Here is a 21,123-nt window from a genome sequence, read left to right as displayed (position 1 = left end):
GGGAGCGATAGTCTTTGAAAAAAGAAAAAGATATTGTAACAAACTCAGATTTGGAATACGAAGGCCGTAACCAAGTTTATCTTGATATCGACCGAATGATGAATGAGGGGATGGCAGGCGGATCGGTTCATGCTCGTTATGATTCGACCAATATTGAAGAAGCCCGCGACCTCGTAGAAGAAGAACCGCCATATGAATGCGATTAAAAACTAGGTTGAGCCGTTTTTCGGTTCAACCTTTTTTTCTGCTTTAACCTGATATAATGGAATGAAGATACATACAAAAAAATTTGATACGGGGAAATGAGCGATGTTGAAAAAATTATTATCATTGTATGATGGCGCAGTTTTATTTCCTAAAAAACCTGACCAACCTTCCGAACAATTTTATATCTTTTATAACCAGCTCGAAAATGAATGGATAGGTATTCCAAAAGAGAGAATAACGGATCAAGAATTCATGCTGCTAAAAACTCTTTACGAATGGATTGATTTTCCTGTTATCCCATCAAGCGATACTTCAAAAGGATGGTATAAATTTTTATTTACAAATGGACAGCCTCCTTCCGGTAGTCCGGATATCCAAATCAGATTTATCCATTTCCACTTTAAAGGAAATGGCTTGGAACGAATCGAGATAGAATCTGCATTAAAAGGTTTTTTTTCCGAAGATGTCATCATTATTTGGGAAAATGGAAATAGCGGTATTGTGATAGAAGAAAAAAATGAAATGTCTCTTTCGGAGAAAGATTTATTTACGATGTCCGGAACCCTTGAAAGTGACTTTTACGCAAAAACATTCTTTTATATTGGAAAATTTACCCCCTTTACAAAAGAACTTGCTTCGCAATATTTGCGGGAAAAAGAATACTTTACATTTGGACAAAACCATCTGTCTGAAAGCAGCTTTTTTACTTTTCAGCGTGTTTTTCCAGCCTTTTTAACGATTCAGTTGCCTGGTCATCTCCGGGAGATGGTTCATCAAGAGCTTTCAGGAGTATTTAATGAAGACCCTGATATGTATATAACGATTAAAACCTTTCTTGAAAATAATTTAAATGCCAGTTTAACTGCAAAAAAATTGTATATTCACCGAAACACACTTCAGTATCGAATTGATAAATTTATCGAGAAAACAGGGATTCAATTAAAGGATTTTTTCGGTGCCTTTACCGTCTTTCTAGCCTGTTTACTCTTCGAACATCAATCAAAATAACACATTGCCCAAAAAAGCGTTTTCATTTTTTGTGCAACCTGTCTATATCGAATTTTCCCCTTTCTTTGTAAACTGAGTATAGAATAAATCGATTTAGGGAGGTAGAACAAAATGGCTGAGTTAAAATTAAATAATATTTATAAAATTTACGATAATAAGGTTACGGCAGTTGAAGATTTTAACCTACATATTGATGATAAGGAGTTTATCGTTTTCGTAGGTCCTTCCGGCTGTGGGAAATCAACAACGCTCCGTATGATTGCCGGTTTAGAAGAAATTTCAAAGGGAGATTTTTTCATCGATGGCAAACGAGTAAATGATGTCGCTCCAAAAGATCGTGATATTGCCATGGTATTCCAAAACTATGCATTATATCCGCATATGACCGTGTATGATAATATGGCCTTTGGCTTGAAGCTTCGGAAATTCCCAAAAGACGAAATTGACCGTCGTGTAAAAGAAGCGGCAAAAATCCTTGGTCTAGAACCATATTTAACCCGTAAACCAAAAGCGCTCTCCGGCGGTCAGCGCCAGCGTGTTGCGTTAGGCCGTGCGATTGTTCGTGATGCAAAAGTGTTCTTAATGGACGAGCCGTTATCAAACCTTGATGCTAAGCTTCGTGTTCAAATGCGTGCAGAGATTGCAAAGCTTCACCGTCGTCTTAACACAACAATGATCTATGTAACCCATGACCAAACCGAGGCAATGACAATGGCCACTCGCCTCGTCGTCATGAAAGATGGGATCATCCAACAGGTAGGATCACCAAAAGAAGTTTATGAAAAACCGGAAAATGTTTTTGTTGGCGGCTTTATTGGGTCTCCTGCGATGAACTTCTTAAATGGTAAACTGGAAGATGGAAAATTTATAGTTGGAAAAAATTCCATTGCTGTTCCGGAAGGTAAAATGAAATACCTTCGTGAGCAAGGCTATATTGGAAAATCCATCATTCTAGGAATTCGTCCGGAAGATATTCATGATGAGCCTGTTTTCATTGAAGCTTCTGCCGGAACAAAAATTTCTGCAAAAGTCGATGTAGCTGAATTAACAGGCGCAGAATTGATGGTTTATTCGACAATCGGAGAACAGGATTTCGTTGCCAGACTTGATTCACGTGCGGATGTTAAACCTGGAGATACCATCGAACTTGCCTTTGATTTAAATAAAGCTCATTTCTTTGATGTTGACAGCGAATTCCGTATTCGTCCAAACAATGATTAATAGATCTTCTTTGGAATAAGCCCGTTTTAGACGGGCTTATTCTTTTATGAATACAACTGTATCGGCCAAACAGGATGGACAGCGATAAAGATGAGGGCATTTATTCCCTGAATAGGTATCGTGATATCCATCTTCCATTTTCATTAAATCAATTTCCATATAGGGACTGTAATCATCATAAAAATCCATCAGTCTTCCACTTTCCAACATAGGATTTCCACAATTCGTGCATAGTAAGTATACTTCCCGCAATCCATTACATACCGGGCACACTGACATAGCTCTCACCCTTTAAGTTTATAAGATGGCTTTAGTTTGCTCTTTTTAGAAAACAAAAATAGTGGAATAAATTACCAACGAATCATCCGCATAAGCACTTTATTTTTAAACATAATAGAGAATACAAAGCAACACACAAACACAGAGAAACATTTCTAGCGTGGGTTAGGCCAAGGAGGCAATGGTTCAACCATTATGGTTCAATTCCATACTGACCCCAAATTAATTAAGAGGAGTGTTATTCAACTATGGCAAGTAACAACAACTCTAATCAACTTTTAGTACCAGGCGTTCAACAAGCACTTGATCAAATGAAGTATGAAATTGCATCAGAGTTTGGCGTAAATCTTGGTGCAGATACTACTTCTCGTGCAAATGGATCTGTTGGAGGAGAAATCACAAAACGTCTTGTTGCAATGGCTGAATCTCAGCTTGGCGGCGGCGCATTCAACCGTTAATTTAAAGGTAAATGGGTAAATAAAAATAAATAATATGGCTAAGCCCCCTCTTTCGAAGAGGGGGCTTTCATGTTAAGTGCTTCCTATATTACACCATTTTTTCAGGTTTAATCCATTCGTCAAATTGTTCCGGTGAAACATAACCTGTTTTCTCGGCAGCTTCTTTTAGGGTTGTATTTTCTTTAAATGCCCGTTTCGCTATTTCTGCGGCTTTTTCGTAGCCGATATACGGATTTAAGGCTGTGACAAGCATTAATGAATTTTCAACGTGCTGCTTGATTACCTCTACATTTGCCTCTATTCCTTTTGCACAGTTTTCATTAAACGAGCGCATTCCGTCAGAAAGTAATGTAATGGACTGAATTAAATCAAAGATAATCATTGGTTTGAACACATTTAATTCAAAATTCCCTTGGCTTGCGGCAAAGCCAATCGCGGCATCATTCCCAAAAATTTGGCACGCGACCATTGTTAAGGCTTCACTTTGAGTAGGGTTGACTTTACCTGGCATAATGGAACTTCCCGGTTCATTTGCCGGAATCATGATTTCACCGATGCCGCTTCTTGGCCCGCTGGCAAGCCATCTTACATCATTAGCTATTTTCATTAAATCGGCTGCAAGTGCTTTTAAAGATCCATGTACAAAAACAATTTCATCATGACTGGTTAAAGCCTGGAATTTATTTTCCGAGGAACGAAAGGGATGTCCTGTCAGCTCTGAAATTTTTTCAGCCATTTTTACGCCAAACTCCGGATGCGCATTAATGCCCGTTCCTACTGCAGTTCCACCAATAGCAAGATCAAGTAAATAATTACAGGCATCTGTAATCATTTTCTCATTTTTTTCAAGCATTGCTCTCCAGCCGCTGATTTCCTGGCCCACTGTTAAAGGTGTTGCATCCTGAAGATGTGTTCTCCCGATTTTGACTAATCCCTTAAAGGCATTCTCTTTTTCCTTCAGTGTGTCTTTAAGTTCCTTTAGAGAAGGGATTAGGTGCTCGATTAATTTTTTATAAGCAGCAAGATGCATTGCAGTTGGAAAGGTATCGTTTGAACTTTGTGACATGTTTACATCATCATTGGGATGTATTTTCTCGGCTTTTCCCTGACTTTCAAGCGTTTCATTTGCCCGGTTGGCGATTACCTCATTTACATTCATATTGGTTTGCGTACCGCTTCCTGTCTGCCAGACGGCAAGAGGAAAGTGCTCATCATATTTCCCGTTTAGGATTTCATCGCATACACCTGTGATAGCTTCTGTTTTGATTTCATTCAATTTGCCAAGCTGTCCGTTGACCATTGCTGCTGCTTTTTTTATGTAGGTTAAAGCATAAACCATTTCTAATGGAATTTTTTCTTTTCCAATTTTAAAATTTTCCTTGCTCCGTTGTGTTTGTGCCCCCCATAACTTATCTGCAGGCACTTGGACCTCTCCTAGAGTGTCCTTTTCAATTCTGAATTTTTTCAAAAAACCCACCTCACAATTTTTGTCTCTACATATATATTCCCAATCTTATCCATTTTATTTATAAATGTGTTTTTAGGTGAGGTAAGTTTCAAAAAAAAACTGCAGACATTTTGTCTGCAGCCTTATGCTTTCACGATGGTATATATAATATAATAGGATAGGATTAAAAAACTTCCGATTGTAAGCACAACTGAATATTCAGACATCAAATGTCCCTCCTTATAAATATACTTAAACAATTTTAAGTTATCATAGGAAGTGAAGTAACCCTGTGATAAATATCAACAATATACGGCTAAGGAAGTGAATTTTTTGTGAACATTTGCCTTTTGGGAGCAACAGGGAGAGTGGGATCAATTATTTTAGATAACGCTCTATCAGAGAAACATGATGTAAAAGCACTGGTAAGAGATCCAAATAAAATATCTTTAAAGAGCGATTCCCATCTTTCCATTATCGAGGGGAATGCTTTAGACGAGATTAAAATCTTAATGGCGATGAAAGGTGCGGATGTAGTTGTTAGTGCTTTGAATACGGACGGCACTGCTACGCTTTCTGAATCCATGCCGCTGATTATTAAAAATATGAAGAATGAAGGGATTAAACGAATCGTAACCATTGGCACGGCTGGTATTCTACAAGCTCGTTCAGCACCACATCTTTATCGCTTTCAATCAAAGGAATCTAAACGAAAGACAACTCGGGATGCAGAGGAGCATTTGCGTGCATATCTCATTTTGAAAGAATCCGGGCTTGATTGGACCATTGTCTGCCCTACTCATTTGCCGCTTGGGGAAAGAATCGGTCAATACCGCTATGAAAAAGATATTCTTCCGGGAAATCCTTCTTCTATTTCTGTTTTTGATACGGGTGATTTTGCGTATCAGCAATTGTTTAGGGATGAATTTGTAGGATTTCGGGTGGGGTTGACTTATTAGAATACTGTTTTTCCTTAATTTCGATGTTTTTAAAACAAAATAAATCTCTTTAGGAGAGCATTTTAAGTGAAAAATTACACTTCAATGTGAATTTTCGGATTTTATTTGCGAATCTATGTTGTTTATTTGCGAGTTGACTAGTTTTATTTGCGAATTAAAACCCTTTATTTGCGATCTATTGAGTTTTATTTGCGAATCAAAAAAGCATCACACTATTCATAGGAGCCCAAGAAAAAGGGGCTGAATCAAATCGATTTTAGCCCCCCTAATCACTATCCCGCAAGCTCCCCTCCACCCTTTTGGAGCTGGTACATTTGATAATATTTTCCTTTTAACGCCATTAAAACCTCATGAGAGCCTTGCTCGACAATCTTTCCCCTATCTAAAACAAGAATTTGATCCGCATTTCGAATCGTTGAAAGTCGATGAGCGATGATAAAGGTGGTTCTCCCTTTTTTCAAAACGTCCATCGCTTCTTGTATCAAAGCTTCTGTTTCCGTGTCAATACTGGATGTCGCTTCATCTAAAATCAAAATAGCCGGATTAAATGCAAGCGCACGGGCAAAGGAGATTAACTGACGCTGACCGCTAGATAACGTACTGCCTTTCTCAATGACAGGTTCATCATAGCCATTCTCTAAATTCCTAAACACCTTTTCAGCGCCTACATCCTTTAAGGCTTTCTCCACTTTTTCCCTTGAAATTCCTGGGTCATCCAGGCTTACATTGGAGGCAATGGTCCCTGTAAATAAATACGGATCCTGCAAAACAATCCCCATATGATTTCGAATCGTTTGCCGTGGAATACTTTCAATATCCTTTCCATCAATGGTGATCTTCCCTTTTTGGCAATCATAGAAACGGAACAGCAAATTCATTATCGAACTCTTTCCTGACCCCGTATGTCCAACGAGCGCTACCGTTTCTCCGTGATTTGCTTCAAAAGTAATATCTTTTAGGACATATTCCCCTTCTTTGTAGCCGAAAGAAACGTGATCAAACTTAACGTTTCCTCTAAACCTTGGGATTCGTTCGTCACTGACATTTTCCCCCGGTTCATCCATGAGCTTAAATACGCGTTCTCCGGCAACTAATGCTTGCTCCAAATTCGCCAATTGATTCACAATCCCTTGGACAGGCTGGAATAACCGGTTTACGTAGTCAACAAACGCGTACAGCATCCCTAGGGAGATGACCGCAGAAGGTGCCAGGGACTGCCCGCCAAAGTACCAGATAAAAGCGACAAACACAAGATTTCTTAAAATCCCCACAAGGTTATGGGAAGTGAGTGCATTTAAACTTAACAATTTGTTTTGAAATTTAAAATGTTCCTGGTTTAATTTTTCAAAATCAGCTTGTGTATCGTTTTCCCTGTTAAACGCTTGAATAATACTCATTCCCGAAATCGATTCATTGACCATTGCATTAATATCACTATTTCTTGAGCGAATCACCCGATTATATTTCGATGCAAATTTTCGATAAACCAGCATCCAGGCATATAAAATTGGTAATAACAACAGACAAATCGCAGCAAGCTTCACATTTAGAATAAACAAGGCAATATAGATTCCGGTAATATAAATGGCGCTAGTGAAAAATGTCGCTAGAACTGTTACATAAAGCTCGCGGATTGCTTCCGTATCATTGGTAATTCGGGCCACCACTTTTCCAGCCGGAAGGTTATCAAAATATTGAATGGACAGCCGCTGAATATGCCCATACACATCCTCACGCATTTTTTGAATAATGCGGTTGGCTGATTTTTGCAGGAAAAATTTTTCACCGTATTGAAATAGGGCTGATACCACCAATAATCCGAAATAAATGAGGATTAATTGGAAAATTCCTAGGACTTCAGGCTGATAAAAGGCAAGCAATTCACGGCCTTTAAGAATTTCAGCCTTGTATTCTGCCTTTTCATTCCCTTTTTTAACGGTTAAGATTCCATTCTGAAAACTTCTTTTTCCATCGAAATCAAGCTTTTGTTCGATAAATACAAATTTTGAGCCAATCTGAAGAATGCGGACATGTTTCCCTTTTTGTTCACCGTCTGAAAAATACTTTTCTCGTTTATAATATTTTTCGTGATAATTTACCGCCATTTTTCCATTAGTGGTTTCATACCAATCCGATTCGATTCCCAATATATGTTGATCAATAATATTCTTCGCAATAAACGGACCCGCCAAGTCTGCCGCCACGGAAATAGTCAGCATCAATAGGGCTGCAGCGATGATTTTTTTATACGAAAGTGCATATTGGATTAATCTTTTACCCGTTGTCATGCTGACACCCCCTCTTCGGCTTTATTTTCAACTTGCTGGCGAATGAATTGTTCCTTATACCAGCCGTTTTGCTCCATGAGCTGGTTGTGTGATCCTTCTTCTATGATTCTCCCTTCATCCAGGACAAGGATATGGTCCGCATGCTGTACAGCTGACATCCGGTGGGTGGTAATAATCGTTGTTTTATCCTGTCGTACCTTACGGATATTCTCAATAATTCTTTTCTCCGTTTTGGCATCCACCGCTGATAAGGAATCGTCGAGAATAAGAATTTCCGGTTTTTTAATCAGCGCTCTGGCAATCGAGATTCTTTGTTTCTGCCCTCCCGAAAGAGCAACCCCTTTTTCGCCGACAAGTGTATTCAACCCCTCCGGAAGCATTTGCAAATCCTTTCGAAAAGCCGCAAGCTCAATCGCTTCCTCTAAATCCATTTCACTTGCTTCTTTATTGCCGAATAAAATATTCTCTTTTACACTTCTAGAAAATAGAACATGATCCTGTGGAACATACCCAATCCAATTACGAACTTGAGATAAACTCAATTCTTCTATTGGAGCCCCGGAAATAAATAAATCTCCTGTCCCTAATGGATATTGTCTTAACAGCTGTTTAATAAACGTCGTTTTGCCGCTGCCGGTTTTTCCAACAATTCCAAGTGTTTGACCTTGAAGCAATTGTAGATTGATATTTTGCAGGTTATCCATTTTGGATGAAGGATAACGGAAGTTTACCTGTTTATAATGAAGTGAGTCTGCTGTAGGAACCTCCATTGGCTGAAGCGGATTTTCTACCTCTTCACGGTAAGAAAGAGTCTCATTTACCCGGTCAAGTGACGCATTTCCTCTTTGCATCACATTAATTAACTCACCAATGGCAAACATCGGCCAGATCAACATTCCCAGATATACGTTAAAGGATACAAGTCCTCCCAATGTAATAGCCTGATGGAACACTAAATAAGCTCCATATCCAATTCCGATTAAATAACTGATTCCAACAAGAACCTTGATGGTCGGATCAAATAAGGAATCAATCTTTGCTACTTTAATATTTTTATGAAAAACATCTTCGGTTAATTGATGGAATCTGGCTGCATCCGCTTTTTCCTGTACATAGGCACGAATAACTCTGACACCGGCAACGGATTCGAGTACACGGTCATTTAACTCACCGAAGGCGTCCTGAGCTTCCATAAAACGGGTGTGTATTCTTTTTCCATAAATCTGCATTAGCACCGCCATAACCGGTAACGGAATAATCGCAGCCAATGTTAATTTCCAACTGATGAAAAAACCCATAGTAAGAAGAAGGGTGAGCATCCAAGCACTAGAATCTACCAAAGTAAGAATCCCAAAACCTGCTGTAATAGAGATGGCTTTTAAGTCATTTGTTGCCCGGGCCATCAAGTCTCCAGTACGATTGTTTTCATAAAATGCCGGAGTCATTTTTAAGAGATGCCTCATAAACTTTGATCTTAGTTTTCTTTCTACAAGGAAGGCACCCCCAAATAATTGATACTGCCACACGTAGGTGATTCCATAAGACGAAACCATGATCACCAATAGTATTTCTAAGTATTGCAAAATTTTATGTTTACTCATTTCACCGAAATGAATATCATCAATAGCCATTCCAATTAATTTTGGCGGAAGGACATCCAAGATCCCCACAAATATTAACAGAAAGATCGCTATTGTATACCTTTTCCAGTTTTCTTTAAAAAACCAGCTTAATTTTTTTAACACTGAAAACATTGTTGTATTCCTCCTTTTGGTTGTTCAACCATCTATCCGCCATCGAGCTCATCTTTGTTATTAGCAAGTCTAATTCCTCCAAATTTAATCATCACCAGTTCCTCCTCGTATTTTTTCATTAAAAATAAAAAGAGACATACCACACCGCATTGGTGCAGTATGCCTCATTAAAAAAGAGACAAAAAAACACACATTACGAATCGGTTAAGAAACGTAACCTGTGTTGTTCTTAAAAAATTCTTTGAAAGGAAAGAATCAAATAAAGAGCCTATTCGGACAGGTTACATTAAAATATTTATTTTTTCCTAACATTTTATTCCCTACAATCATGTTCATTTTGTAACCCTCCTTTTTCCTTTTTTTTCTTCTTTTGTTAGATTATCACCAGTTTATTCAAAAGTCAATTCCCATTCTTCAGAATATTTCAGCCCAGACAGCAGTTCCATAGGCAATAATCTCAGAAGGTGATTCCATTTTTCTTCCCACTTATTCACCTCATTATGAAACTGCTGAAAGAAGTTATTTTCTTCCTGTTTTCTCTCTTCAATGTAAGAAGAGATATGCGGAACATGAAAGCTTTCAACAGGTGCATAGATTAGAGCCTCTTTCATCACTTCACGAAAAACAATCGCCGCACCCGTACCGCTTGTTGTTGTTAAATAGTGATTCTCATCTGTTTTATCATATCCAACCCAAATGGCCCCCACGAGCTGTGGGGTATAACCAACAAACCATTGGTCCTTCACTCCCGATATTCCTTTAATCGGCACTTGAGTAGAACCGGTTTTACCGGCAACTTCCCTTCCCGGTATTTGGGCGCCCCGGCCTGAACCTAGTTCCACGACACCTAGAAGCATGGTTGTCATCTGATCGGTTACCGATTTGGTTGTCACCCTATTCTTTTTTTCTTTCCACTGTCCAATCGTTTTTCCATCCGCATTAACAATTTTTCTAATAACATGTGTTTTTTCCCTGTATCCATTATTGGCAAAAACCGTGTACGCTTCTGCCATAGCCATCGGCGATACCCCTCTTTCCAATCCTCCAAGAGCAATGGAAAGACTGCGGTCATTTTTTTCTAATGGGAGCCCAAATCTTTTAATTGATTCAATCCCTTTATCAATTCCAATTTCATTTAATAACCAAACGGCAGGAACATTTTTAGAATCTTTCAGCGCATCATACATTGGGACCTCACCGGCATATTTGAAATCGTAATTCTTCGGTGAATAATCACCAAACTTCATTGGTTCATCTTTTAACATGTCAGTGACTTTCCAGCCTTCTTCAAGGGCAGGGGTATAGACCGCAATGGGCTTAATCGATGAACCAGGTTGTGCCATTAATTGTGAGGCACGGTTATAACCTCGAAATGTATGTTCCCCTCTTCCTCCAACAAGAGCCCGAATTCCCCCCGTCTTTGGAGCCACCAATACGCCACCGCTTTGCAGGAGCGGATCATGACCATTCGGAAATAATGCATCATTTTGATAGGCTTTTTCCATTGCTATTTGCATGGTTGGGTCAAGTTCTGTATATATTTGATACCCTTCTGTTAATAATTCATCCTGTGAGAGGCCATAAACCTTTATTGCTTCATCTAAAACCTGATCCACATAGTAAGGATATTTTCCTCGGAACGGATCACCGCCTTTATCATTTAACACAACCTTTTCTTTTTTTGCTTGTAAAAATTGACGATTAGAAAGATATCCTTGTTTTTTCATTTCATCCAAAACAAGATTTCGTCTTTTTATTGCTTTTTCTATATGCTCATAAGGATTTAATGCGGAAGGGGATCGGATTAAACCAGCAAGTAAGGCTGACTCGCTGATGGTAAGATCCTTTACATCCTTAGCAAAATATTTAGCCGCTGCCTCTTTAATTCCCCAAGCTCCCTCTCCAAAATAAATTTTGTTCAAGTACATTTGAAGGATTTCCGGTTTGGAATATTCCCTCTCAATTTTGAGTGCTAAGAAAACTTCCTCTATCTTTCGTTTCAATGTCTTTTTTGAGGTGAGCAGCGTATTTTTCGTTAATTGCTGGGTGATGGTACTCCCGCCTTCTACTAGCCCACCCGCTTTTAAATCACGGACCAATGCTCTTGAAGTACCGATCAAATCAACCCCATGATGCTGATAAAATCGATGGTCCTCAATGGCCACTGCCGCATTTTTCATCGATTTAGGAATTTGTTTAATCGAAACCCCTTCATTTTTATTAGCTGATATTTTACTTGCTACTTGATTATTGCGGTCGTAAAAAATGGTCGGTTGTGGCAGTTCATCTTTAAGAGACGATATATCAAGGTCTTTTACATAGAAATGCAAAAATCCAAAAATGCCGAGAACAATCGTAGAAACGGATAATACCGTCACTTGACTCATATGCCATCGTTTCCAATTCTTCCAAATATCTTGAATTCTCATTATTAGCTCCTTGATGTTAAAAAAATGGCATTATTTTCTTTTCCCCAGTTTTTCCGAAATTTAATCATAAAACAAAAAAGACGGGGAGCGCCCGCCTTTAAACTTCATCCTATTCATTGTTTTTAGTCAATTCTTTAAAACGCTGTCTTGACCGTTTTTCATCAAAGCTGCTAAAGATTCGATAATTCTTTGAATCTAATATGCGAAAATGCTTACTTAGAATATTTTGTTGAAGGATAAATCCATTTTTCTTTGAAACAAGCCTCCACCAAATACGACCGCCTAAAGTTTTCATTTTTCGGAAATCAATTCCTTCTCGCGCTACCGTCTCCAGCACTTCAAGCGGTTCATTCCCGAATAAAAATTGAACTGTTTCCGTTTCCCTAAATAGAGCGCAAATGGCTACTACTGTTGACCAGTTGGCTAGAACTCTGCCCTTTTCAATTTGAACCAGTGTTTTCTTGGACACACCAATGATTTCAGCCATTTTGTCCTGAGTATAACCCGCTTCCGTACGAATCAAACGGAGTTTTTCAGAAACTAGTTTTATAATATCTTCCCTGGTCACTTGAAACCCTTCCTTCGGTGGATTCTAGTGCAATTTTACACAAGTTTGCCCACTTTTAAAAGTAAAAAACTGCTATCATTCTTGATAACAGTTTTTTACAAGAATTATTTCATTTCCGGAGGGGTTCCGCATCCGCTTGTGCACGATTTTCGAAGATCGCATGCGGCGCATTTTCCCTTTTTCGATTTATTAATAAATTTGACTACCGCCCATGAGGCATATCCAAATATTGCTGCACCAATAACGATACTGGCTATCATATTTTCCACCCCTACATAAGTTTAGACAAGTCCGAATAATTTTCCGCCCTGATAAACGATTACCGCTAACACATAGGCAATGGTTAAGGCATAAACCATCGAGAAAGCAGTCCATTTCTTAGAGCCTGTTTCTTTAAAGATTGTAGCAACAGTCGCTAAACATGGAATATAAAGCAGGATAAACACCATAAAGCTATAAGCGGAAAGCGGCGTGAAATAATTGGATAACAGGCCTTGTAAGGTAGCATTCTCAGGAACGAAATAGATAATATTCATGGTTGAGATAATCGCTTCTTTTGCCAAAAATCCTGTAATTAACGATGCTGCCGCCTGCCATGTTCCAAATCCAATCGGTTGTAGTAATGGAGCAATTACATTTCCGATTGCCGCTAAAAAGCTATGATCCATATCTACTTTTAACCCGCCTGGGCCTGCGTAGGATAATAGCCAAATAAAAACAGAACCTCCAAAAATAAAGGTGCCGGCTTTCCGAACAAATCCCTTCCCTTTATCCCAAGTACTCCTCCATAAGGATTGAAATTGAGGAAGGCGATAAGGCGGAAGCTCGATCACAAATAACGAAGTTTCCGATTTTAATATGGTAGAGGAAAACAGCTTCGCTAAAATTAATGCCACCACAATCCCAAGTACATAGAGACTAAGAACAATCAGGGCTTTATTTCCAACGAAAAAGCCGCCAACGAATAAAGCATAAACAGGCAACCGGGCCGAACAAGACATTAATGGTGTCAACAAGATGGTTAAAAGCCTCTCGCGTGGTGTTTCAATCGTTCTCGCTGCCATGATTCCCGGTACATTGCAGCCAAATCCAATCATCATAGGGATAAAAGCTTTACCGTTTAATCCCACTGACTCCATAATCCTGTCCATTACAAGGGCAACACGTGCCATATACCCGGAGTCTTCCAACAAGGATATAAAGAAAAAGAGAATAAAAATTTGCGGAACAAACACAAGAACGCCGCCAACGCCGGCAACTAGCCCTTGCAAAATTAAATCCTGGATAAAAGTGGATGCATGAATAAGGTTTAAAACCTTTTCAATTCCGACCGTAACCGGGCCTGTTATTAAGGCATCCAGTCCATCTGATAAAGGTGTTCCGAGCCAATCAAACGTTAACATAAACATGCAGTACATCAGCAGCAAAAAGATAGGCATTCCCAAAAATCGATTGGTGACGATCCGGTCGACTTTTTCGGAAAGTGGAACATGCGCCTCATTTTTATTAACGGCAGTCGAAATGATTTTCTCGATTACTTCTTTTCTTTTTAAATAAATATAGTTTGGAAGTGATTTAACATCAAGATTTTGTAAAAGCTGTGACTCCACATTTGTTAAAATCTCTTGCAGCCTTTTAGAGCTTACCAGTTGTGATAGGTAAGTTTTTACATATTCATTTCCTTCCAACCATTGCAAGGCAAGCCATCGTGGTGAATGTTCCGTTTTCCCTGTCATTTCTGCAGTCAGCTCGGTAATGGCTGTTTCGATTACATCCCCGTAAAAAACTAGATTTTTTTGCTTTGACTGGACGGATTCTGTTCCAATCACTTCAACTAGCCGGTCGCACCCCTTTCCGCTTCTTGCTACTACAGGAACAACAGGTACCCCAAGAATTTCTGAAAGCTTGTGCACGTCTATTTGGATGCCGCGATTTTTTGCAACATCAATCATATTTAGACCAATGAGGGCAGGTTTTTCAAATTCAAGCAATTGAAGCGTTAGATGTAAATTTCTTTCTAATTGAGAGGCATCTAAAATATTAAGCAAGCGATCCACTGGTTCGTTTAAAAAGAAAGAGGTAACGACCCCTTCATCCTTTGAAAGGGGATTTAACGTATAAACACCCGGTAAATCTATTAATCTGCCAATATTTTTTTTAAAAACCCCAACCTTTTTTTCAACCGTTACCCCGCTCCAGTTCCCTACATACTCATAGGATCCTGTTAGATTATTAAACAATGAGGTTTTCCCGGTATTTGGGTTCCCAATAAGAGCAATTTCCATTATAATTTTTCCACCTCAATCTGATTGGCTTCCCTGCGGCGAATACCAATACACTGACCGCATGATTCAATCATAATGGGTCCGCCGAATGGCATTATGCATTTGACACAAACTTCAGAGCCTTCTGTAATTCCCAAATCAAGCAAGCGTCTTCGGACAAGGTGACCAACATGTGAAACATCAATAATTTTTCCTTTATCCCCTGCTTTTAATAACCCAAACATGTATATCACCCTTTTATAGAATTAAGAAAGAATATTTTCGGCTTCAAGAATTGTCCAGCTTCAGCGCCTAGCCCCTCTAGGTCACAAGCCAATCCGTCCAAAAGGTTAAAGAACAACCTTTCGGCCGGCTCGTCTTGTGCTTGTCGGGGCTGACCAAGGCGCTTCCGCTTTTCTTTTTGTTAATTGAGAATGATTATCTTTATTTATGAGGTTATTTTATCACTAAAATAAGCCTATCTGCATTAAAAAAATGTGACAAAAGTTTGAAAAAAATTTTCAGTCTCTTTCAAAAAGGAATTTTCCCCTTTATCAGCGAATTATTTGGTATTAAGACCTTAGGGGGAAAGTTCAGCATGTTATCTGAAGTAAAGTCAGATTTACTCGCCTTTTTTGTTAAAAACAAAGAGAGTTTGATAGAGGAATGGGAAAAGTTAATTATTATTTCGAATGGGGACCCCTATAAGATGAAAATCCGTGCTAATGGGGAAGCACTATTCAATGTAATTGTTAATATAAACGAACTGACCGAAGAGAAGCTTATCGAAATGATTCATAAGCTGGCCATTGAGGTTTCTGAGGAAAGAGTAAATGCAGATGCAAACATTGGAGATTTTGTCTACAATGTGAACCTTGGCCGTTCCGTTTTGTATAGTAATTTAGGAAAAACAGGCTTGGAGTGGCCGGATTTACAAGAATCCATCAATGAAATCAATTTTTGCTTCGATAAGTTTATTTTTTTTGCTGCTTCCCATTATTCGGAGGCAAAAAATCAAATTATTGAAGAAAAGACGAAGTTTATTGATTCCACCCACCAGGACCGTTTGACCCTCCTTGGACAAATGACATCCAGCTTTATTCACGAGTTTCGAAACCCGCTTACATCCATTCAAGGGTTTATTCAATTATTAAAGGCTGATTTTCCAAATATGCGTTATTTAGATATTATCTCCAGCGAGTTAGATCAATTGAATTTCCGGATTTCCCAATTCTTGCTATTATCAAAAAAGGAAATTATCGGAAAGGATAAGGAGTATTTTAAGCTAAATAAATTGATTGAAGATGTTTTAAATTTTCTTTACCCAAGTATTCTCGATAGCAAAGTCAAAATTAAAAACGATTTACATGAGGATTTAACCCTTATTGGCTATTCGGATGAGATTCGGCAGGTTTTTATCAATATTATCTTTAATGCCATCGATGTCCTTAATCATCACCGACGTGCACAGCCAACGATTTCCATTAATAGTTCTGTCGAAAATAACAGGTTTGTTAAAGTGACCATTTCCAATAACGGACCTATGATACCGTCTGAGCTGCAAAAGACCATTTTCGAACCTTTTTTCACCACAAAGACGCTTGGTACAGGGCTTGGTCTATTTGTATGTAAGGAAATTATTGAAAAGCATAAAGGTAGTTTATCCTGCTATTCCTCACCTGAAGTTACGACTTTTTCCATTACCTTACCTATTAATGTGGAAAATTAATTGACCATACTTGTTAAGGCTCTTTTCGTAAACTTTGTTGCTTTTGGAGCTTAATAAGGTTCATTTACTAAGTTTGTAGGCAATTTTCGCAAATATTCATACGAAAAGATGCCACGAAGCATATAGTTATACGGGTTGATGAACTTATACGAAAAACAACAATCTATGCGAAAATAGCCTTTGTTAAAATCCCAGTCAAAGCACTGGGATTTTTATATCCCAAATTTTCTTTCCTGCATATGATGTACTAAAAAATCAGGAGAAGAAGACATGTTTACATTAAAGGTAGATCATGATATTGAGATTCAATTATTTCAGTCTCATCATTCGTTAAAGCTTTTTCAGTTGGTGGAAGAGAACCGTGAACATCTAAGAGAATGGTTGCCATGGGTGGACAGCATGACATCTTCCTTTCAATTCGAACAAATTATTCCCATCTGGCTCCAGCAATTTGCTGAAAATAATGGTCTATATGCCGGGATTCTATATAAGGGTGAACTCGTTGGCTCAATTGGTCTGCAGCAAATCGATTGGCACAATCGCTTTACCAGCATTGGATATTATCTTGCCAAAAACGCGGAAGGATATGGCATCATTACCCGCTCAGTCCGTGCCATGTTAAATTATGCCTTTTTCCAATTAGGTTTAAATCGGGTAGAAATCCGCTGTGGCATTAAAAACACAAAAAGCCGTGCCATTCCTGAAAGACTTGGCTTTGTAAAAGAAGGAATCATCAGAGATGGAGAGCAATTATACGGACGTTTCCATGATCTCTTTATTTATAGTAAACTTGCCAGGGAATGGGTGGGATAAGAATCTGAAAATGTTTTAAGAACAGCTGCCGACTTGACGGCTGTTCTTTTAATTTGCCCTTAAAACCTTTTTTTGAAATAATATAATTAATGTTTCTTAACCGTTGTCAAGTAGAAAATCCAAATAGAGGATATAATGTATACAAGAGTAAATTGTAAGTGAGGTGGCTGCCTTACCGCATGTAAGGTGTTCAATGGTTTGGATGAATGTAGTGATTATCGCAATACTTATTGCATTTACAGCATTTTTTGTTTCTTCGGAATTTGCCATGATTAATGTCCGGACAACAAGAATTGACCAATTAATATCTGAGGGAAAAAAAGAAGCAAAACTTGCCAAAAAGGTTATTACGAATTTAGATGGATATTTATCTGCCACCCAGGTAGGAATTACCATCACGTCATTAGTCTTGGGCCGGCTTGGGGAGCCAACCATTCGAAAAATTTTAGAACCCGTTTTTAATAGTATTGAACTGCCTTTTTCCCTAAAAGAAGTCATATCTTTTATCATCGCCTTTTTAATTATTACTTTTTTTAATGTAGTCATTGGGGAATTAGCACCAAAAACGATAGCCATTCAGAAATCAGAGGAAGTTATCTTACTTTTTGCCCCCCTACTCATTTGGTTTTACCGGCTGATGTATCCTTTTATTTGGATTCTTAATCGTTCCGCACGATTGGTAAGCGGGCTCTTTGGGATAAAACCGGTTTCTGAGAATGACATGGTTCTTTCGGAAGAGGAATTACGAATGATTCTTTCTCAAAGCTATGAAAGCGGCGAAATTAATCAGTCGGAATACCGTTATGTAAATAAAATTTTTGAATTTGACAATCGAATTGCCAAAGAAATTATGGTACCTAGAACAGAAATTATTGTCCTGTCAAAAGATGCAACGATGGAAGACATTATTGCAACGGTTAAGGAAGAAAAATATACTCGGTACCCTGTAATTGATGGAGACAAAGATAATATTTACGGAATTGTTAATATTAAAGAGGTTTTGACGGATTGTATCCAACAAAAATGCAATGAACAGGAACCCTTAATGACCTATTTAAAACCGGTTATTCATGTGATTGAAACTATTCCCATCCAAGAATTATTAGTGAAACTGCAAAAAAGTCAATCCCACATGGCGGTACTATCGGATGAGTATGGAGGAACCGCGGGCATTGTGACCGTTGAAGATATCCTTGAAGAAATTGTTGGGGAGATTCGTGATGAATTCGATATCGATGAACTTCCTTTAATCCAGAAAAAGGATGAAGATCATTTTATTTTAGATGGAAAGGTTCTTATTAGTGAAGTAAATGATTTATTAGGGACAACGCTTGAAGAAGAGGACGTTGATACCATCGGCGGCTGGTTTTTAACTCGAAAATTTGATGTACATAAAGGAGATTCCATCGAAAAGGATGGATTCATCTTCCAAATAAACGAAATCGAGGGTCATCATATCCTTTATATTGATGTATCGAAGACAAAAGCGCCTTCTGAATAGGAAGGCGTCATTGCTACATAAATTATTTGAATATTTTGATTCAACCGTTCATATATTTAACTTTTTACCATAAAATGATAGTATCAACCAGTTTTGCAACCGAAACGTTTGACTGTATGGTTTAATTTATTTATAATTATTGTTAATTTTAAAAATGATTGAGGTGGTATGATGGGGCTGTCTATCGTATCGGGGAACTAGCAGAAAGAGCCAAAGTATCAAAAAGGACCATTGACTACTATACTTCAATTGGTCTTTTGAGTGCTAAACGTTCAAAATCCAATTACCGTATATACACCGAAGAGTCATTACAGGACTTACAGTTTATCGAGGAATGTAAGAGTTTGCATTTTCCATTAGACGAGATTAGAAGAAAGCTAGATATCAAGAAAGAGAAAATTATTGATGCAGAAGTTGAACATTACGTAAAATCGGTTACAAAGCAAATGAAACAACTTCATAGTGATTTATTTGATCTTCTTCCGCTTTTGGAAAAATTGGATGATCAGCAAAGAGAAAAATTAACCAATAATCTTAGTTTATTGAGAGCAACATTAATGAAATCTCTTTTGAATGTAACAAATTAATTTTTGTATAAAATTGGGAGGTGACTCCTTACTCGTCTAAAAACGAGCTAAGGGAAATTATTTGGACATATTTAACTTGGTTATTATAGCCATTTTAATTGCTTTGACGGCTTTTTTTGTAGCTTCAGAGTTTGCAATTGTGAAAATTCGAAGCACAAGAATCGATCAATTGATTGAAGAAGGTAATTCTAGGGCAATTTCAGCCAAAAAGGTAATCTCGAATCTTGATGAATATCTGTCTGCATGCCAATTGGGTATTACTATAACCGCTCTAGGTTTAGGTTGGCTTGGGGAATCGACCATTGAAAGAATCCTGCGTCCAATATTCCTTGGATTGCATGTTGCAGAAAGCGTCACCCATGTACTGTCAATCGGTATTGCTTTTGCAGCCATTACCTTTTTGCATGTTGTAATCGGGGAACTCGCACCAAAAACATTAGCCATCCAAAAAGCTGAGATGATTTCGTTGGCTACAGCTCGCCCACTTATCCTATTTTATAAAGTGATGTTTCCCATCATCTGGGCATTAAATGGATCAGCTCGAGTTACCGCCCGCCTATTTGGCTTAAAGCCTGTTTCCGAAAATGAGATTGCTCACACGGAGGAAGAACTTCGAATTATCTTATCTGAAAGCTATAAAAGTGGTGAAATTAACCAATCTGAGTTTAAGTATGTAAATAAAATTTTTGAATTTGATAATCGGATTGCTAAAGAAATTATGGTTCCGAGAACTGAAATTGTATCTTTGTCCAAGGATGATACCTTAGAAACATTTCTCCAGGTTTTACGGGAAGAAAAATTCACCAGGTATCCGATTATTGATGGGGATAAAGATCATATTATTGGACTTGTGAATATTAAAGAAATGACAACGGATTTGATCGGAAATGAAAAACCTTCCACTCAAACATTGGAACAATTTATTCGTCCAATTATTCGCGTTATCGAGACTATTCCTATTCATGATTTGCTTGTAAAAATGCAAAAAGACCGGATGCACATGGCCATTTTAATGGATGAATATGGCGGAACCTCCGGACTTGTCACCGTTGAAGATATCCTTGAAGAAATTGTCGGCGAAATTCGCGATGAAACGGATATGGACGAAATTCCGATGGTCCGTAAAATTAATGAGAATCATTATATTATAGATTCAAAGGTTTTAGTCAGCGAGGTAAATGACTTATTGGGAGTCGAAATTGAAGATGAAGATGTCGATACCATTGGCGGCTGGATTCTCACTGAAAACTACGAAGCCAAAGAAGGCGACTCGATTCTTCATGAAGCTTATACCTTTAAAATCCTTGATATGGAAGAGCATCATATTAAATATATTGAAGTAATGAAAAATGCGAGTGATGGTGAACAGACTATCCAAAAAATTGCATTATCCAAATCAGAAGTACTATCTTAATCAAACAACAAAACAGACCTAGTTCAATGGTCTGTTTTGTTGTTAAAATGCTTAAAAATGTAACCGGATACACCAAATAGATTAGAAAAACCGGGCATGTTTTTTGAACATATCCCTGTCAAGTAGACAGTATAAAATTAACCACCTTCTTCAGCGGCTTACATGGTAGTTGATTGAGGGTGCACTGTCAAGGAATG

General features: G+C 38.1%; 19 protein-coding genes. 10 read left to right on the top strand and 9 right to left on the bottom strand.

Features of this window, described 5'->3' with window-relative positions:
* Positions 1 to 14 precede the first annotated feature (14 nt).
* From J2Y67_RS18370 to J2Y67_RS18360, 3 genes are all read left to right on the top strand, one after another.
* Positions 15 to 206, top strand: coding sequence for a hypothetical protein (locus tag J2Y67_RS18370; RefSeq protein ID WP_310176310.1), 192 nt, complete (start codon positions 15 to 17; stop codon positions 204 to 206).
* Positions 207 to 309: 103 nt separating this feature from the next.
* Positions 310 to 1,215 carry a PucR family transcriptional regulator gene (locus J2Y67_RS18365; RefSeq protein WP_310176309.1) on the top strand — a complete coding sequence of 302 codons (906 nt, stop codon included), beginning with the start codon at positions 310 to 312 and terminating at the stop codon, positions 1,213 to 1,215.
* Positions 1,216 to 1,326: 111 nt separating this feature from the next.
* Complete coding sequence (locus J2Y67_RS18360; RefSeq protein WP_310176308.1) at positions 1,327 to 2,436, top strand: ABC transporter ATP-binding protein; 1,110 nt, start codon at positions 1,327 to 1,329, stop codon at positions 2,434 to 2,436.
* Between the two features lie 36 nt (positions 2,437 to 2,472).
* Here the strand turns inward: J2Y67_RS18360 and J2Y67_RS18355 are convergent, their stop codons facing one another.
* The gene (locus tag J2Y67_RS18355) at positions 2,473 to 2,625 is read right to left on the bottom strand and encodes a hypothetical protein (RefSeq protein ID WP_310176307.1); all 153 of its coding nucleotides are present in this window, start codon (positions 2,623 to 2,625) and stop codon (positions 2,473 to 2,475) included.
* A gap of 338 nt (positions 2,626 to 2,963) precedes the next feature.
* Between J2Y67_RS18355 and J2Y67_RS18350 the strand changes: the two genes are divergently transcribed.
* Positions 2,964 to 3,173 (top strand): alpha/beta-type small acid-soluble spore protein, encoded by a 210-nt coding sequence (locus J2Y67_RS18350; RefSeq protein WP_026574432.1) that lies wholly within the window; start codon positions 2,964 to 2,966, stop codon positions 3,171 to 3,173.
* A gap of 88 nt (positions 3,174 to 3,261) precedes the next feature.
* Here the strand turns inward: J2Y67_RS18350 and fumC are convergent, their stop codons facing one another.
* The gene (gene fumC, locus J2Y67_RS18345) at positions 3,262 to 4,641 is read right to left on the bottom strand and encodes a class II fumarate hydratase (protein ID WP_310176305.1); all 1,380 of its coding nucleotides are present in this window, start codon (positions 4,639 to 4,641) and stop codon (positions 3,262 to 3,264) included.
* Between the two features lie 314 nt (positions 4,642 to 4,955).
* Between fumC and J2Y67_RS18340 the strand changes: the two genes are divergently transcribed.
* Positions 4,956 to 5,579, top strand: a complete 624-nt coding sequence (locus J2Y67_RS18340; RefSeq protein ID WP_310176304.1) for an NAD(P)-dependent oxidoreductase — start codon at positions 4,956 to 4,958, stop codon at positions 5,577 to 5,579.
* A gap of 272 nt (positions 5,580 to 5,851) precedes the next feature.
* Here J2Y67_RS18340 and J2Y67_RS18335 read toward each other — a convergent pair whose 3' ends face one another.
* The 7 genes from J2Y67_RS18335 to J2Y67_RS18305 form a co-directional block, all read right to left on the bottom strand.
* Positions 5,852 to 7,867 carry an ABC transporter ATP-binding protein gene (locus tag J2Y67_RS18335; protein WP_310176303.1) on the bottom strand — a complete coding sequence of 672 codons (2,016 nt, stop codon included), beginning with the start codon at positions 7,865 to 7,867 and terminating at the stop codon, positions 5,852 to 5,854.
* Positions 7,864 to 9,621 (bottom strand): ABC transporter ATP-binding protein, encoded by a 1,758-nt coding sequence (locus J2Y67_RS18330; protein WP_310176302.1) that lies wholly within the window; start codon positions 9,619 to 9,621, stop codon positions 7,864 to 7,866. The genes J2Y67_RS18335 and J2Y67_RS18330 overlap by 4 nt, the downstream gene beginning before the upstream one ends.
* A gap of 389 nt (positions 9,622 to 10,010) precedes the next feature.
* Positions 10,011 to 12,050 (bottom strand): transglycosylase domain-containing protein, encoded by a 2,040-nt coding sequence (locus J2Y67_RS18325; protein WP_310176301.1) that lies wholly within the window; start codon positions 12,048 to 12,050, stop codon positions 10,011 to 10,013.
* A 109-nt stretch (positions 12,051 to 12,159) separates the two neighbouring features.
* Positions 12,160 to 12,618, bottom strand: coding sequence for a helix-turn-helix transcriptional regulator (locus tag J2Y67_RS18320; protein ID WP_310176300.1), 459 nt, complete (start codon positions 12,616 to 12,618; stop codon positions 12,160 to 12,162).
* A 104-nt stretch (positions 12,619 to 12,722) separates the two neighbouring features.
* Positions 12,723 to 12,878, bottom strand: a complete 156-nt coding sequence (locus J2Y67_RS18315) for a FeoB-associated Cys-rich membrane protein (protein WP_310176299.1) — start codon at positions 12,876 to 12,878, stop codon at positions 12,723 to 12,725.
* A 21-nt stretch (positions 12,879 to 12,899) separates the two neighbouring features.
* The gene (gene feoB / locus J2Y67_RS18310) at positions 12,900 to 14,903 is read right to left on the bottom strand and encodes a ferrous iron transport protein B (protein WP_310176298.1); all 2,004 of its coding nucleotides are present in this window, start codon (positions 14,901 to 14,903) and stop codon (positions 12,900 to 12,902) included.
* Positions 14,903 to 15,127 carry a FeoA family protein gene (locus tag J2Y67_RS18305; protein ID WP_310176297.1) on the bottom strand — a complete coding sequence of 75 codons (225 nt, stop codon included), beginning with the start codon at positions 15,125 to 15,127 and terminating at the stop codon, positions 14,903 to 14,905. The genes feoB and J2Y67_RS18305 overlap by 1 nt, the downstream gene beginning before the upstream one ends.
* A 353-nt stretch (positions 15,128 to 15,480) precedes the next feature.
* Here J2Y67_RS18305 and J2Y67_RS18300 point away from each other — a divergent pair, with 353 nt between their 5' ends.
* The 5 genes from J2Y67_RS18300 (at position 15,481) to J2Y67_RS18280 (ending at position 20,926) form a co-directional block, all read left to right on the top strand.
* Entirely contained in the window at positions 15,481 to 16,611 is a 1,131-nt protein-coding gene (locus J2Y67_RS18300; RefSeq protein WP_310176296.1) for a histidine kinase N-terminal domain-containing protein, read from the top strand.
* Between the two features lie 270 nt (positions 16,612 to 16,881).
* The gene (locus J2Y67_RS18295) at positions 16,882 to 17,424 is read left to right on the top strand and encodes a GNAT family N-acetyltransferase (RefSeq protein ID WP_310176295.1); all 543 of its coding nucleotides are present in this window, start codon (positions 16,882 to 16,884) and stop codon (positions 17,422 to 17,424) included.
* A gap of 193 nt (positions 17,425 to 17,617) precedes the next feature.
* Entirely contained in the window at positions 17,618 to 18,925 is a 1,308-nt protein-coding gene (locus J2Y67_RS18290; RefSeq protein WP_310176406.1) for a hemolysin family protein, read from the top strand.
* Between the two features lie 158 nt (positions 18,926 to 19,083).
* Complete coding sequence (locus J2Y67_RS18285) at positions 19,084 to 19,512, top strand: MerR family transcriptional regulator (RefSeq protein WP_310176294.1); 429 nt, start codon at positions 19,084 to 19,086, stop codon at positions 19,510 to 19,512.
* Between the two features lie 61 nt (positions 19,513 to 19,573).
* Positions 19,574 to 20,926, top strand: coding sequence for a hemolysin family protein (locus J2Y67_RS18280; protein ID WP_310176293.1), 1,353 nt, complete (start codon positions 19,574 to 19,576; stop codon positions 20,924 to 20,926).
* Positions 20,927 to 21,123 lie beyond the last annotated feature (197 nt).

This window comes from Neobacillus niacini, assembly GCF_031456445.1.
Taxonomy (GTDB): domain Bacteria; phylum Bacillota; class Bacilli; order Bacillales; family Cytobacillaceae; genus Neobacillus; species Neobacillus niacini_I.
The sequence above is the reverse complement of the archived record's forward strand: the minus strand, read 5'-3'. Positions and strand labels throughout refer to the sequence as shown.